This window comes from Xanthobacter variabilis (assembly GCF_043831965.2).
Classification (GTDB): domain Bacteria; phylum Pseudomonadota; class Alphaproteobacteria; order Rhizobiales; family Xanthobacteraceae; genus Xanthobacter.
The window spans coordinates 158,991-173,303 of record NZ_CM195533.1 but is presented as its reverse complement, the minus strand read 5'-3'; the positions used below and the strand labels follow the sequence as shown (position 1 = coordinate 173,303).

The window sequence follows — 14,313 nt, the reverse complement described above, 5'->3', positions numbered from 1 at the left end:
GCGCTTCGCCTCTCATGGAAGCAGAGAAGCTGCTGATCCCTTTGTTTTAACGCGGCTCCCTCATGCGCGCCGGTGCCGCTTCACCCGCTGGCGCTCTAGGTGATCTCCTCGTCGTGATGGCGCCATTGCGCGGCGCCGCGCGGAACCAGCAGCCGCAGGGCACCAGGGGCGATGGCATAACGCAGGGGCAGGCTTTCGCGGGTGGCCTCGCCATCGGTGGCGACCCAGGCGCGGCTGCGCCGGGCGTGGATGGTGAGGCGTGGGCTGGTGAAGCGATGGATGGCGGGATTGTCACGCCAGGCGCCCACCAACACGTCCGCGCCCGCCTTCAGGCGCGCCAGGGTGCCGCGATCTTCCGCCACCAGCACTTCAAGCTCCCCGCCATCGAGCCTTGAACGGTGCAGGCCAGGCGCGTCGAAGGCATTGACGGTGACAAGGGCGGCATAGGCCTCCACCGGATGGGAAACCCCAGAGATTTCCAGCTCCAGGGAAAAACGCCCGGCCCGGAAGGCTGCCTTCGCCAGGGCAATGAGCCAGCCCGCCACGCGCCCATGATGCTCGCGCGCCTGCTCGCGCGCCAGCGCCATCTGGCTGAAGAAGCCGACGCCGGAGACGCCATGGAAAGGCCGCCCATTGATGGTGCCGAGGTCGATCCGCATGGGGTGGGCGTCGGTGAGGGCGGCGAGCGCCCCGTCGAGGTCGCGGGGCAGACCGATATCGTGGGCAAGCAGGTTCATGGTGCCGAGCGGCAGGATGCCCAGCACGGTGTCGGTTCCAGCCAGAACGGAGGCGGCATAGGAGAGGGTGCCGTCGCCGGCGCCCACCACCACGATGTCATGGCCCGCCGCGGGCGCCTCGCGGATCTGGCGGCACATCTCCTCCCCGGTGGCCAGCACGACCTGAACGTCGAGATCGGCGCGGGTCAAGGCCGCTTCCACCTGCCGGCGCACGGGCTCGGCGCCGAGATCGAGCACCCGGCCGGCTTTGGCATTGAGTACCACCAGCATTCGCCGCATCGTAGGCTCCCCGGGCCGCTTCGCGCCGAAAAGGACTTTGCAGCGGGAATTCGCGCTGGATTCCCGCCTTGGTGTCCCCCATGTGGAGTGGCTCGCTTTCATCGCAAGGGATGCACCATGTCCAGCCCAATGACCGGAGCACGAAAAGCCTCCATCCTTCGCCTTCGGGCGGGCCTGCTGCTGCTGGTCGGCTTCGTGCTGCTGTGCGCCGCCGGCGGCAATTTCGTGGCGCGCCAGTTCGGGCTGGGCTGGGGCTGGGCGATTCTGATCGCCGTCGTCATCTGGGTGGGCGTGGGCATCGCGCTGGCACGGCTCGATGCGCGCATCTATTTCGGCGTGGCCCTCGCGGTCACCCTGCTCCTGACCTACCTGGTCTATGATTTCTGCTCCTCCGCCCTCGATTGGCCGGGCGCGGTGTCGCTGGTGCTGGCTTTGTGCGCGACGGCGCTGTTGGCCTTCACCTTCTACGATTTCCGCCGGCTGAAGGACGAATTGCGGATCTGGCTCTACCGGCGCTGAGGCCGCGCCTTCCAGCGACCCGCGCGGCGGGGTGGTCCGGGAGCCTTTTCTTCACCGGTGGGCCTCGGCTTCCTCCGTTTCCGGATGCAAAGCCACTGCACGCCGTAGCCGGATCGCGCTAACCTCCGCGCCGGTCGGGGCGGCGGGCAGTGCAGGCACAGTCGTTTCGGGCGGAAAGGACCGCAGCTCAAGCGGCGGCACATTGGGGTGTGGAGGAGAACATGGCCAGCGGCGGCCTTTATCTTTACACGGGGCCGATTGTCGCCTTCTTCTTTTCCGCGCTCTATTTCGGTGTCTGGACGCATAGGCGCGAGCGGCTCTACATCCTGGTGCTGTCGTTCGCCTTCCTTTGCTACGCGCTCGCGGCGCTGACGCAGATGCTGTTCATCCCGCGGGATCCGGGGCTGAATTCGGTCATCTCGACGGTCATCTACACGCTTTGCATCTTCCTTCTGGTGAAGGGGGTGAGCTTGCGCTTCCAGGAGCCTGGACAGGAGAAGCTGACGGTGGCGCTGGCCCTCGCCGTCGTCGCACTGACAACCTATTTCTATTATGTGGACCGCAGCCTTCTGCTGCGCATCTACGTGCAGAACTTCGGCTATGGGTTCATGGTGACCTTGGCGGCCTTGCGCCTTCGCACCCGCAGGGGGCTTCTGGATCAATCCTTCTTCTGGGTGCTGCTGGTCTTCGGTCTGCATTTCTTCGTGCGCACCCTTCTCACCGCGCCCATCGCAGGGGATCTCGCCCGCTATGATGCCCTGATCGCCGCGGGGGCGGATCCGGTGGAGATGCGCAAGGGTTTCTCGTCCTCGCCGTTCTGGCAGGTGATGAACTTCAGCGTGTTCATCAGCGGCCTTCTCATCGCGCTCATGCTGTTCGTGGCGGTGGCGCTGGACGTGATCGAGGATTTCCGGCGTGAGAGCGGCTCCGATACGCTCACCGGGCTGCTTAACCGGCGCGGATTCCATCTCGTTGCGACGCCGCTCTGGAACAATGCCGGCATGCGGCCGCTGAGCGTGGCCTATTGCGATCTCGACCACTTCAAATCCATCAACGACACCTTCGGCCACGCGGTGGGTGACCGGGTGCTGCGGCAGTTCTCGGACATCGTCTCCAGCGAGCTGCGACACTGGGACGTGGCCGCGCGGTTCGGCGGCGAGGAATTCGTCCTGCTGCTGCCGCGCGCCTCGGGCGAGGCGGCCCTCGCCATTGTCGAGCGGGTCCGCGGGGTCCTGCGCGCCACCCGTTTCGACGAGCTGAGCGATGGCCGCGCGGTTACCGCCAGCTTCGGTGTCGCCCAGGCCGGGCCCACGGAAACCCTGGCCGAGCTCATCCACCGCGCCGATCTCATGGTGTATGCCGCCAAGCGCGCCGGCCGCGACCGCTGCCTGCTCGACCAAAAGGTGCCGGTGGATTAGCCGCCGGGGCCTCGCTCCCGGAGGCGGCTCGGGAGACGCTGAAGGCGGATTTTCGCCACGGGGCGGCCGAAATGGGCGCAGGATGGGGTCCTCGAGCCCATCCGAATGTGCATTTCGCGCCTTCGGAGCGCGATTTCGGTGCCTGGAGGCGCCATCCCGCGTTGCGGGAGAAGCGAAGGGTGCATTAGGGTCGGCTCGCCCTGCCGCCCCGGAAACGACCGATGCACCAAAGAACCGCCCGCCCCATCGACCCGGCCTCGGATGCCGCCATCGCCGCGAGCGTGACGCCGCTGCCCATCGAGCAGGTGGCGGCGAAGCTCTCCATTCCGGCCGACGCCATCTTCCGCTACGGCCCGCACAAGGCGAAGCTTTCTCTCGATTTCATCGCCGATCTCGACGCCGGCGCGGGGGCGGGAGCCGACGGGGAGCCGGCCGCAACGCCGGTGGGCGGGCACAAGGGCAAGCTCATCCTGGTCACGGCCATCAGCCCCACGCCGGCGGGGGAGGGCAAGACCACCACCACCATCGGCCTCGGTGACGCCCTCTCGCGGCTCGGCGCCAGCACCGCCGTGTGCCTGCGCGAGCCCTCCCTCGGCCCGGTGTTCGGCGCCAAGGGCGGTGCCACCGGTGGCGGGCGGGCGCAGATCATCCCCATGCAGGACATCAACCTGCACTTCAATGGCGACATCCACGCCATCTCCGCCGCCCACAATCTGCTCTCGGCGCTGATCGACAATCACATCTATTGGGGCAACAGCCTGGATCTCGACGCCCGGCGCATCGTCTGGCGGCGGGTGATGGACCTGAACGACCGCGCGCTCCGCTCCATCACCATCGGCCTCGGCGGCCCCGGCAACGGCTTCCCTCGCGAGGATGGGTTCGACATCACGGTGGCGAGCGAGGTGATGGCCATCTTCTGCCTGGCCGACAGCCTGGAGGACCTCGACGCCCGCCTCGCGCGCATGGTGGTGGGCCAGACGCGCGGCCGGCGCATGGTGAGCGCAGAAGAGCTGGGTGGCATCGGCTCCATGGTGGCGCTGCTGCGCGACGCCTTCCAGCCGAACCTGGTGCAGACCATGGAGGGCACGCCCGCTCTGGTGCATGGCGGCCCCTTCGCCAACATCGCCCATGGCTGCAATTCGGTGATGGCCACCCGGAGCGCCCTGGCCCTGGCCGATTATGTGGTGACCGAGGCGGGCTTCGGCGCCGATCTCGGGGCCGAGAAATTCCTGGACATCAAGTGCCGGCAGGCGGGCCTTGCCCCCTCGGCGGCGGTGGTGGTGGCCACCATCCGGGCGCTGAAGATGCATGGCGGCGTGCCGGTGAAGGAGCTGGGCCCGGAGAATGTCGAGGCGGTGCTGGCCGGAACCGCCAATCTCAAGCGCCATGTGGAGAATCTCGGCAAGTTCGGGCTGCCCGTCGCGGTGGCGCTCAACCGCTTCACCACCGACACCCCGGCCGAGGTGGAGGCCGTGCGCGGCGCCCTCGCGGCCATGGGCGTCGAGGTGCATGTGTGCTCCCACTGGGCCGATGGCGGCGCCGGCGCCGAGGAGCTCGCCCGCGCGGTGAAGGCCCTGGCCGAGCGGCCGAGCAGCTTCCGCCTCCTTTACCCGGACGAGATGCCGCTGAAGGAGAAGATCGAGACCGTGGCGCGGGAGATCTATGCCGCCGGCCGGGTGGACTTCTCCACCGCCGCCACCAACCGCCTCAGGGAGTTCGAGGCGGCGGGTTTCGGCCGGCTGCCGGTGTGCATGGCGAAGACCCAATACTCCTTCTCCGCCGACCCCACCTTGCGCAACGCGCCGAGCGGGCACGCTCTGCCCATCCGCGACGTGCGCCTGTCGGCGGGCGCCGGCTTCGTGGTGGCCTATGCGGGCGACATCATGACCATGCCGGGCCTGCCGTCCCACCCGGCGTCGGAGCACATCTACGTGGCCCCCGACGGCTTCATCGCCGGCCTGTCCTGAGGTCGTCCGGCGCGGCCCGGACGGTCAGTCGCGCGAGAGGCCGCGGGCCTTGAGGGCGTCGACATAGGCGGCCATCAGCGCCGTCTGGTCGCGGCCGTAGCGGTAAAGCAGGGCCCACGGATAGATGCCGGTGGAATGGCCGTCATCGAAGGTGATGCGGATGGCGTAATTGCCGGTCATCTCGATGCCGGTGATGCGCACGGCGCGCTTGGCCGCCACCGTGATCTTCTCATGGGGCGCATGGCCCTGCACCTCGGCCGAGGGGCTTTCCACGCGCAGCAGCTCGGCGGGAATGGAGAAGCGGGCGCCATCGTCAAAGGCGATGTCGAGCGCGCTTTTGTCGGCGGCAAGGCGGATCTCGCTGGGCCAGGCGGCCGGCACGGGCTGCGGGGCTGCGGCGAGGGGCGTTTCCTGCTGGGTGATCTGTTCGGTCACGATGCATGTTCCCTGTCTGGGTGGGATGTCCAACGGGCACGGCTTTGTGCGCCCGCATCCCTGTTCATGGCTCTGTTGCATACGATATAAGGAACGGGCGCCGAAGTCCGCGCGCTGCCGCAGGCGGCGACGGGCTCCCGTGAGATCGGCGAAAAGCCGGCGGTCGGGGTGCGTGGGGTGGATGGCCAGGAGAGAGGCGACGTGAGCGCGACGGTGAGTGCTGTGTCGAGAGACCTGATGGACCGGCCCGGCGTGGCGGCGGGCCGCGAGGCGGGGCCGCTGGTGGATACGTTCGGCCGCGCGGTGACCTATCTTCGGGTCTCGGTGACGGACCGATGCGATTTCCGCTGCGTCTATTGCATGTCCGAGCATATGACCTTCCTGCCCAAGCCGGACCTTCTCACCCTGGAGGAGCTGGACCGGCTGTGCAGCGCCTTTGTGCAGCGCGGCGTGCGGCGCCTGCGCCTCACCGGTGGCGAGCCCCTGGTGCGGCGGGACGTGATGACCCTGTTCCACAGCCTCTCGCGCCATCTGGAAACCGGCCGGCTCGACGAGCTGACGCTCACCACCAATGGGTCGCTGCTCGCGCGCTATGCGGGCGACCTGGCCGGTTGCGGCGTGCGGCGGGTGAACGTTTCCCTCGACACGCTCGATGCGGACACCTTCCGCGCCATCACCCGCTGGGGCGACCTTTCCCGCGTGCTGGACGGCATCGCGGCCGCCAAGGCGGCGGGCATCAAGGTGAAGATCAATGCCGTGGCGCTCAAGGGCGTGAACGAGCATGAGATCGCCCGCATCATGGAATGGGCCCACGGCGAGGGGCACGACCTCTCCCTCATCGAGGTGATGCCGCTGGGCGATACGGGCGAGGACCGGGTGGACCAGTATCTGCCCCTCGACACTGTGCGCGCCCGCCTTGAGGAGCGCTTCACCCTTACCGACATCGCCTATCGCACCGGCGGGCCCGCCCGCTATGTGGAGGTCAAGGAGACCGGGGGGCGGCTCGGCTTCATCACCCCGCTCACCCACAATTTCTGCGAGGGCTGCAACCGGGTGCGCGTCACCTGCACGGGCACGCTCTATATGTGCCTCGGCCAGGAGGATGCGGCGGACCTGCGGGCGCCGCTGCGCGCCTCGGCCTCGGACGAGGCCCTCAATTCGGCCATCGACGCCGCCATCTTCCGCAAACCCAAGGGCCACGACTTCGTCATCGATCGCGCCCATGGCCCGGCGGTGCAGCGCCACATGAGCACCACGGGCGGTTAACCCTCCATTTGCCATTGCGGCGCAACGGTGGCGCCGCCATGCGTCCGGCGCAAGGCTGGCCGATAAGGGGCCAGAATTCCGCGCGCTGCGGTGCAGCGCCGATGGGCTAATACGACGCATAGAACGTATCCGAGCACCCCAGCCCATCCACCCCTCGCGCCGGCTCCCGCTGGCCCTGCGGGGGCCCGGAGGCTGCCTGTGGCGCCGGAGGCTCTGGCCTGAACGTGCCGGGCGCGCCCGCAGCTGTCGCCGTGGGTGCGGGGCCGTACCCTCAGCATCTCGGCGGGGGACGGGGCCCGGGCGCGGAGACCCATGATTTGCGCGCGGCAGAAGGCCGCGTGAGAGGCGAGACATGACGAACGGGACGGGTGTCAGCACAGGCCCATCGGGCGCGCCGGGCAAATCCGGAGCGGCCAGCATGGCGGTGAAGGGCGTGATCGCCATGGCGCTGGCCATGGCCATGTTCATCACCAACGACACCTGCCTGAAGATGGCCGTGCGGGAAATCCCCCTGGGCGAGGCCATCTTCCTGCGAACCCTGCTTTCGGCCGCCATCATCCTGGCGCTGGTGGCCCGTGCCGGCGACCTGGCGGCGCTGCCCATGGTGCTGCGCCCGCGGGTGCTGGCGCGCGCGGGGCTCGATGCGCTCACCACCTTCATCTATGTGGCGGCGCTGGCGGTGATGCCCATCGCCTCATCCACCACCATCTATATGGTCGCCCCGCTGATGACGACGGCGCTGGCCGTGCCCATGCTGGGTGAAAAGGTGAGCTGGCGGAGCTGGTGCGCCATCATTATCGGCTTTTGCGGCGCGCTCATCGTCACCCGGCCGGATCCCGCCACCTTCTCCGCCGTGGCCCTGCTGCCGGCCCTCGCGGCCTTCTGCGGCGCGGCGCGCGATGTGATGACGCGGGGCATTGGCATGGAGATACCGGGCTCGGTGGTGGGCGTGTCGTCCACCTTCGTGCTGATCGCCAGCGCCGGGTCGTTCGCGCTGTGGGAGTCGTGGCACGGCCTGTCCCTGCAGGCGGTGGGGCTGGTGCTGCTGGCGGGCGCGGCCTTCGCCGCCGGCACGCTGCTGCTGGTGTTCGCCTTCCGCCATGCGCCGGTCGCCTCGGTCTCGCCGCTGCGCTACCTGATGGTGTTCGGCGCGCTCGTCTCCGGCTTCCTGGTGTTCGGCGATTTGCCGGATGCGTGGACCAGCATCGGCATGGTGCTGGTGGTGGGGGCGGGGCTTTACGCCATCACGGCCGAGCATCGGCGCAGCGTGATGGCGCGCCGCGCCGCTTCCGGTTGCGGCAACGCCACCCTGGGCGCGGCAGTCGCCTGCGCTCCTTCCAAGGACTGAGGCCGGAGGGCCACCGGCCTGATGCGCACAAGGCTGACGCTCCTGCGCGTGCGTCATGGGTGTGAGCGCCACGAGCCAGATGTGCCGCCGCGCCGGGCTGCCCAGGCTCCGGTCACGGCTAAGGCTCCGGTCATGGCCAAGCTCAGGTCACGGCTAAGGCTCCGATCGCGGCCCAGCCTCCGATCGCGGACGAGCTCAGGTCACGGCCAAGCTCGGGTCACGGCGACGAGTCAAATCAAGGTCAAGCGTCAATCAAGGCCAAGGCTCCGATCGCGACCAAGGCTCCGATCGCGACCAAGGCTCAAATCACGCCCAGGGTTCGGCAGGTCACGCGTCAGGCCAAGGGCTCAGCCTCCCCTGCGCGGCGATTGAGCCAAGGCGGGCCGGGAGCCGAGCCGGGGCCGGGAGCGCGGAGCCTCTCGGCATATGCGCTCCGGTCGTGGGGACTCAGGGTTGGCGCGGGCGATAGTCTCCGGTCACGGGGTCGCGCACCAGGGGAATGGTCTTCAGCTCGCCGTCCTCGGCGGCCCGCTGCCGGTCCATGCGGTCGTTGACCTTGCGCGTCTCGGCGGCGATCACCTTGGCCAGCGCGGCGGCGCCGAGGGTTCCCAGAGCGACGATGATCCACGGGGGCACGGGCATTCTCCTCAGCACTGCGGCCGCAAGCCCCGGCACCCTGCCGGTGGCGCTCCAATCGCGGATGCGTTCCGGAGCCGGCGCACCTTTATAGCACCGCATCCAGCGCCGCATCGTCTCAAGGCCCACCGTGAAGCGCGCGGATGGCGAAATCACGATGCCGCGGCGGACCGGCAGGGGGGATCAGCCCTCTTCCTGGGCCAGCCGGTGCTCCAGAATGGTCTTGGCCACCAGTGTCACCAAAGCGAGCAGGGCCAGCAGCGAGGCCACGGCGAACGAGGCCACGAACTGATACTCGTTATAGAGGATCTCGATGTGCAGCGGCATGGTGTTGGTCAGGCCGCGAATGTGGCCGGACACCACCGAAACCGCGCCGAATTCGCCCATCGCCCGCGCATTGCAGAGCAGAACGCCGTAGAGCAGCGCCCATTTCACATTGGGCAGGGTGACACGGAAGAAGGTGGACAGCCCCGATGCGCCAAGGGAAACGGCGGCCTCCTCCTCGGAGGTGCCTTGCTCCTGCATCAGCGGAATGAGCTCGCGCGCCACGAATGGGAAGGTGACGAACACGGTGGCCAGCACGATGCCGGGCAGGGCGAAGATGATCTTCACGTCCGCGGCCTCAAGCAGCGGCGCGAACAGGCCTTCCGCGCCGAACAGCAGCACGAACATGAGGCCCACCACCACCGGCGAGACTGAGAAGGGCAGGTCGATCAGCGAGATGATGACGCTCTTGCCGGGAAACTCGAACTTGGCAATGGCCCAGGAGGCCGCGAGGCCGAACACCAGATTGGCCGCAACCGAGATGGCCGCGACCTCCAGGGTGAGGCGGATGGCCGCCAGGGCATCGGGATCGGCCAGGGCTTCGAGATAGGCGGGAACGCCCCGCTTGAACGCTTCCACGAACACCGCCACCAGCGGCAGGCCGATGAACAGGCCCAGGAAGGCCAGGGCCAGGGCCGTCAGCGCCACCCGCACCGCGCGCGGCTCCGTGTTCACCGGGCGGTAGCCGTGGTGGGCGCGCCCATGGCTCTCCACCACGCCGGTGGGCAATCCCTCGCTGGCGCCGTGAACCGGGGGCGCGTCCTGCGCGGGAGTGCTCATGAAGTGCGTCCTTCGTGGTGGTCTGGGCGCGGTTCCATCGCGCGAAAAGGCCATCGTCCAGGCCATCATAGGCCGATTCCAGGGCGAGCGGGATGCGGCGTCGCGACAGGCGGCGCGCGCCCCGGGGTCAGATGCCCTCACCCAGGTGGATGCCGCATTCCGTCTTGGCGCGGCCACGCCAGCGGCCGGCGCGCGGGTCTTCTCCCGGCTTCACCCGTGAGGTGCAGGGCATGCAGCCGATGGACAGAAATCCGTGCTTTTCCAGCGGATGATGGGGCAGCTTGTGCTGCTCCATATAGGCCAGGAGATCCTCGCGGGCCATGGTGGCCAGCGGGTTGAACTTCACCCGCGCGCCGTCGCCCTCCACCACCGGAATGGTGGAGCGGGTCTGCGCCTGGTAGCGCTTGCGGCCGTTGATCCAGGCCGAATAGGGCGCGAGGGCACGGGCCAGCGGCTCCACCTTGCGCAGGGCGCAGCAGGTGTCCGGGTCGTCCGCCCACAGGCCGTTGCCGGCATCGCGCGCGGCCAGGGCCGCCGGGTCGGGGGTGACGGTGAGGACCTGGGTCAACCCCAGCAGCTCGGTGAGCTGGTCCCGATAGGCCAGGGTTTCGGGAAACAGGTGGCCGGTGTCCAGGAACACCACGGCCGTCGCCGGATTCACCTGGGCGATGAGATGCAGCAGCACCACCGATTCCGTGCCGAAGGACGAGACCGCCGCGATGCGTCCGGGAAACAGGGCCAGCGCGATCTCAATGATCTTCTGGGGCTCGGTCCGGCGCAGGGCGGCGTCAAGGGCGAACACGTCGAGGGGCAGCGGCTGTGCCCCCGCGATGGGCGGCGCGCCGGTGGTGCTCGCGGCCGCGCCGATGGCCGTGCTCGTCGTCGCGTTCATGCCAGTCGTCCCTTCGCCGCGCGGCGGGTCTCGGCGGCCGTGCGGCGGCCGTCGCCCGTGGGCTGGTAGAAGATGGAATAGCTGGTGAGCGCGCGGTGGACGGTGCCGGCATCGGCCGCCTTCTCCAGCTCGAAGGCGTCGAAGCCGGCCCGCGCCATCATCAGGAGCTGGTCGCGCAGAACGTTGCCGGTGGCGCGCAGCTCGCCGGTGAAGCCGTAGCGCTCGCGCAGCAGGCGCGCCTGGCTGAAGGCGCGGCCGTCGCGGAACTTCGGAAAGGCCAGTGCCACCAGCGCAAGGCGGGGCAGCAGCGGCTCCAGCTCGGCCACGTCGCGATTGTTGGGCCAGGCCACGCCAAGCGCGACATTGCGGGCGAAAAGGGCCTCCTTGTTCGCCAGCAGGCGCGCGGCGGAGACGATCGTCGGGCCGTCCGGCAAGGGGGCGTCGTCGGCGACGGCGGTGAAGGGATCGGCGATGATCGTCCCGGACTTAACGAGGGGCATAGGCGCGCTCCTTGAACGGTTCGATGCCCAGGCGCTCGACCGCGGCGATGAAGGTTTCCTGGGGCGATGTGCGCAGCTCCAGATAGGTCTCGACGAGCCGCTCTACCGCATCCACGATTTCGCTCTCCGGGATGGCCGGGCCGATCAGCTCGCCCAGGCGCGCCTTGGAATTGCCCTTGCCGCCCAGGGTGATCTGGAAGAACTCCTCGTCCTTCTTCTCCACCCCCAGAATGCCGATATGGCCGATATGGTGGTGGCCGCAGGCATTGATGCAGCCGGAGATGTTCACGTGCAGCCGGCCGATGTCGGCGATGCGCGCATCATCGGCAAAGCGCTCCGTGAGCTTCTGGGCAATGGGAATGGAGCGGGTGTTGGCCAGCGAGCAATAATCGAGGCCCGGGCAGGAGATGATGTCGGTCACCAGTCCCACATTGGGGGTGGCGACGCCGATGGCGTCGAGCGCCTTCCACAAAGCGGGCAGGTCCTTCTGCCGCACATGGGGGAAGACGAGGTTCTGCTCGTGGGCGACGCGGATCTCGCCATAGGCGTAGCGGTCGGCGAGGTCCGCGATGGCGTCCATCTGGTCGGCGGTGCAGTCGCCGGGCGGGCCGCCCACCGGCTTCAGGGAAAGGGTGACGATGGCATGCCCCGCGGCCTTGTGGGGTGCCACCGAGTTGGCGTGCCAGCGGGCGAAGGCCGGCTCCGCGAGGGCGGCGGCCAGGGCTGGCGGGTGGTCGGGCAGGGCTTCGAGATCGGGGTTCACGAAGCGGTCGGCGATGGCGGAGATGGCGGTCTCGTCGAGCCGCAAGGCGCCGTCGCGGATGGCCTGCCACTCGGCTTCCACCTTTTCGGCGAAGGCCTCCGGGCCCATTTCGTGCACCTGGATCTTCACCCGGGCCTTGTAGATATTGTCGCGCCGGCCGCCGAGATTGTAGGTGCGCAGGATCGCTTCCAGATAGGAGAGCAGGTCCTCCTTCGGCAGGAAGTCGCGGATGGTCTGGCCGATGAAGGGCGTGCGCCCCAGCCCGCCGCCCACCATCACCTCGAATCCGGTGTGCCCGTCCCGCTGGCGCAGGCGCAGGCCCACGTCATGCACGCGGGTGGCGGCGCGATCATGCTTCGCCGCCGTGATGGCGATCTTGAACTTGCGCGGCAGGTAGGTGAATTCCGGGTGCAGGGTGGACCACTGGCGGATCACCTCCGCATACAGGCGCGGATCCTCGATCTCGTCGCGGGCGGCGCCGGCGAAGGCGTCGGTGGTGGTGTTGCGGATGCAGTTGCCCGAGGTCTGGATGCCGTGAATGCCCACTTCCGCCAGCTCCGCCATGGCGTCCGGCAGCTCGGCGAGCTTGATCCAGTTGAACTGGATGTTCTGGCGGGTGGTGAAGTGGCCATAGCCCCGGTCATAGCGCCGCGCCACGCGGGCGAGGGCCTTGAGCTGGGTTGAATTCAGCGTGCCATAGGGAATGCACACGCGCAGCATGTAAGCGTGCAATTGCAGATACACGCCGTTCATGAGGCGGAGCGGCTTGAACTCCTCCTCCGTCAGCGCGCCGGAGAGGCGCCGGGCCACCTGGTCGCGAAACTCGGCGACGCGCTCCTGGAGGAAGGTGCGGTCGAACGCGTCATGAACATACATGGGGATCAGGCTCTCTTCAGGCCGCGCGGGCGGGGGACGCGGCGGGCGTGATGGTGGGGCCGCCCACGCGGATGCGCTCGCGCAGGTTGACCGGAATGGCGTGACCCTCCGGGGTGAGGGCGACGCGGGCCGCATAGGCGCCCACCGCCGTGTTCTCATCGCCCTGGGCAATGGCGAGCAGGCGCTGCACCTCCTCGGCGGTGGTGGCCACCGTGGCCTCGCCGATGGAGAGGCTCCATCCACCGCCCGCCGTGAGCCACACCACCACGCCGTCGGCGAGGCGATTGGCGGTGATGGCGGTGGGGCCCGCAATCTTCAGCTTGCGTTGCAGCGGAGAGGTCATGTGTGCGGCCCTCGAGATTGAAAGTTGACAAAATCAGTGTGATTAACACGATCATTGTCCGTGATTAGAAGCTAAAATATCGTCATATGATGTGCAATATGAAAAATCACACTAAAATACGATGTAAAATGCGGGGCTGAAACCGTGCGCGGCTCCCCTTGCTCCGACGCGATGGCCCGTGCACGCTCCGCCGGCGGCGCCGCGTGTTCCGCCGAGAGGAAAGCCGAGGAGATCCCATGATGACCGCCGTTCCGCCTTCCCCGCCTGTTCTGCTCGACGTGGCCGAGGGCATCGCCCGCATCCGCTTCAACCGGCCGGACGTGCTCAACGCCCTTGATGAGGCCAGCATTCTTGCCTGGAAGGCCGCGGTCGACCGGGTGGCGCAGGACGATACGGTGCGGGTGGTGGTGCTGTCGGGGGAGGGGCGGGCCTTTCTCGCCGGGGGCGATGTGGGCCGCTTTCATGCAGCGGGCGCTGACGCACCGCAGGTGGCCGCGGCCATCATCGATCCCTTCCATCAGGCGATGCTGACCCTGGCCGGCCTGTCGGCGCCGGTGATCGCGAGCGTGCAGGGGGCGGTGGCAGGTGCCGGCCTGTCGGTGGCCATTGCCGCGGACCTGGTGGTGGCGGCCGATGATGCCAAGTTCACCATGGCCTATACCCGCATCGGCACCACGCCCGACGGCTCGGGCACCTTCTCCCTGCCGCGCATCGTCGGGCTGCGCAAGGCGATGGAGCTTACCTTGCTGTCGGACCTGGTGGACGCCGCCGAGGCGCTGCGCCTCGGGCTGGTGAACAAGGTGGTGCCCGCCGCCGATCTTGCCCGCGAGACCGAGCTTCTGGCGCGCCGGCTCGCCGCCGGGCCCACGGCCGCCTATGGCCGGGTGAAGCACCTGCTGCGCTCCTCCTTCTCCCACACCCTGTCGGAACAGCTCCATGCGGAGCGCGAGGCGTTTATTGCCAGCACTGGCACGTTCGATTTCGCGGAGGGGGCCGCCGCCTTCGTCGGCAAGCGCCCGCCACGCTTCGAGGGGCACTGAGAGGCACATTCCATATCGCCGATGGACGTTGTGTATTGACGCCATCGTTAATGTCGATCATGTTCATAGAAAATAGGGATCTATGAACATGACGACGGCTCAGCGCCAGCTTCTCCGCGACAGCGTCTTCTTTGCCCTGTCCTATGGGGTGATCGTGATGGCCGTGCTGTTCGGCTGAGCCGACGGCATG

At 68.3% G+C, this 14,313-nt stretch carries 14 protein-coding genes; 6 read left to right on the top strand and 8 right to left on the bottom strand.

Annotated elements, in window-relative coordinates; genetic code table 11:
* Positions 1–95: 95 nt before the first annotated feature.
* Positions 96–1,016 (bottom strand): diacylglycerol/lipid kinase family protein, encoded by a 921-nt coding sequence (locus tag V5F26_RS00770; protein ID WP_234050968.1) that lies wholly within the window; start codon positions 1,014–1,016, stop codon positions 96–98.
* A gap of 117 nt (positions 1,017–1,133) precedes the next feature.
* On the opposite strand from V5F26_RS00770, the gene V5F26_RS00765 reads away from it, so the two are divergent.
* The 3 genes from V5F26_RS00765 to V5F26_RS00755 all read left to right on the top strand — a co-directional run bounded on the left by V5F26_RS00765 (position 1,134) and on the right by V5F26_RS00755 (position 4,920).
* Positions 1,134–1,535 (top strand): hypothetical protein, encoded by a 402-nt coding sequence (locus V5F26_RS00765; RefSeq protein WP_234050967.1) that lies wholly within the window; start codon positions 1,134–1,136, stop codon positions 1,533–1,535.
* 221 nt (positions 1,536–1,756) lie between these two features.
* Positions 1,757–2,953: a GGDEF domain-containing protein gene (locus V5F26_RS00760; RefSeq protein ID WP_394056171.1), complete on the top strand. Its 1,197-nt coding sequence runs from the start codon at positions 1,757–1,759 to the stop codon at positions 2,951–2,953.
* 221 nt (positions 2,954–3,174) lie between these two features.
* Positions 3,175–4,920 carry a formate--tetrahydrofolate ligase gene (locus tag V5F26_RS00755; RefSeq protein WP_394946677.1) on the top strand — a complete coding sequence of 582 codons (1,746 nt, stop codon included), beginning with the start codon at positions 3,175–3,177 and terminating at the stop codon, positions 4,918–4,920.
* Between the two features lie 24 nt (positions 4,921–4,944).
* Here V5F26_RS00755 and V5F26_RS00750 read toward each other — a convergent pair whose 3' ends face one another.
* Positions 4,945–5,355 carry a gamma-butyrobetaine hydroxylase family protein gene (locus V5F26_RS00750; RefSeq protein WP_394946676.1) on the bottom strand — a complete coding sequence of 137 codons (411 nt, stop codon included), beginning with the start codon at positions 5,353–5,355 and terminating at the stop codon, positions 4,945–4,947.
* Between the two features lie 237 nt (positions 5,356–5,592).
* On the opposite strand from V5F26_RS00750, the gene moaA reads away from it, so the two are divergent.
* Both moaA and V5F26_RS00740 read left to right on the top strand, forming a co-directional pair.
* Positions 5,593–6,621: a GTP 3',8-cyclase MoaA gene (gene moaA / locus V5F26_RS00745; protein WP_394056404.1), complete on the top strand. Its 1,029-nt coding sequence runs from the start codon at positions 5,593–5,595 to the stop codon at positions 6,619–6,621.
* Between the two features lie 352 nt (positions 6,622–6,973).
* Complete coding sequence (locus V5F26_RS00740; protein WP_394946675.1) at positions 6,974–7,969, top strand: DMT family transporter; 996 nt, start codon at positions 6,974–6,976, stop codon at positions 7,967–7,969.
* Between the two features lie 447 nt (positions 7,970–8,416).
* Here the strand turns inward: V5F26_RS00740 and V5F26_RS00735 are convergent, their stop codons facing one another.
* The 6 genes from V5F26_RS00735 to V5F26_RS00710 form a co-directional block, all read right to left on the bottom strand.
* Complete coding sequence (locus tag V5F26_RS00735; RefSeq protein WP_234050962.1) at positions 8,417–8,605, bottom strand: hypothetical protein; 189 nt, start codon at positions 8,603–8,605, stop codon at positions 8,417–8,419.
* Positions 8,606–8,788: 183 nt separating this feature from the next.
* Positions 8,789–9,709, bottom strand: a complete 921-nt coding sequence (gene cysW / locus V5F26_RS00730; protein WP_394946674.1) for a sulfate ABC transporter permease subunit CysW — start codon at positions 9,707–9,709, stop codon at positions 8,789–8,791.
* 127 nt (positions 9,710–9,836) lie between these two features.
* On the bottom strand, positions 9,837–10,601 hold the full coding sequence (locus V5F26_RS00725) for a phosphoadenylyl-sulfate reductase (RefSeq protein WP_394946673.1): 765 nt from the start codon (positions 10,599–10,601) through the stop codon (positions 9,837–9,839).
* Positions 10,598–11,101 carry a DUF934 domain-containing protein gene (locus V5F26_RS00720; protein WP_234050959.1) on the bottom strand — a complete coding sequence of 168 codons (504 nt, stop codon included), beginning with the start codon at positions 11,099–11,101 and terminating at the stop codon, positions 10,598–10,600. The genes V5F26_RS00725 and V5F26_RS00720 overlap by 4 nt, the downstream gene beginning before the upstream one ends.
* The gene (locus V5F26_RS00715; protein ID WP_394946672.1) at positions 11,088–12,740 is read right to left on the bottom strand and encodes a nitrite/sulfite reductase; all 1,653 of its coding nucleotides are present in this window, start codon (positions 12,738–12,740) and stop codon (positions 11,088–11,090) included. The genes V5F26_RS00720 and V5F26_RS00715 overlap by 14 nt, the downstream gene beginning before the upstream one ends.
* 16 nt (positions 12,741–12,756) lie before the next feature.
* Positions 12,757–13,083, bottom strand: a complete 327-nt coding sequence (locus V5F26_RS00710; RefSeq protein ID WP_394946671.1) for a DUF2849 domain-containing protein — start codon at positions 13,081–13,083, stop codon at positions 12,757–12,759.
* Positions 13,084–13,319: 236 nt separating this feature from the next.
* On the opposite strand from V5F26_RS00710, the gene V5F26_RS00705 reads away from it, so the two are divergent.
* Complete coding sequence (locus tag V5F26_RS00705) at positions 13,320–14,123, top strand: enoyl-CoA hydratase/isomerase family protein (protein ID WP_394056185.1); 804 nt, start codon at positions 13,320–13,322, stop codon at positions 14,121–14,123.
* Positions 14,124–14,313: the final 190 nt, after the last annotated feature.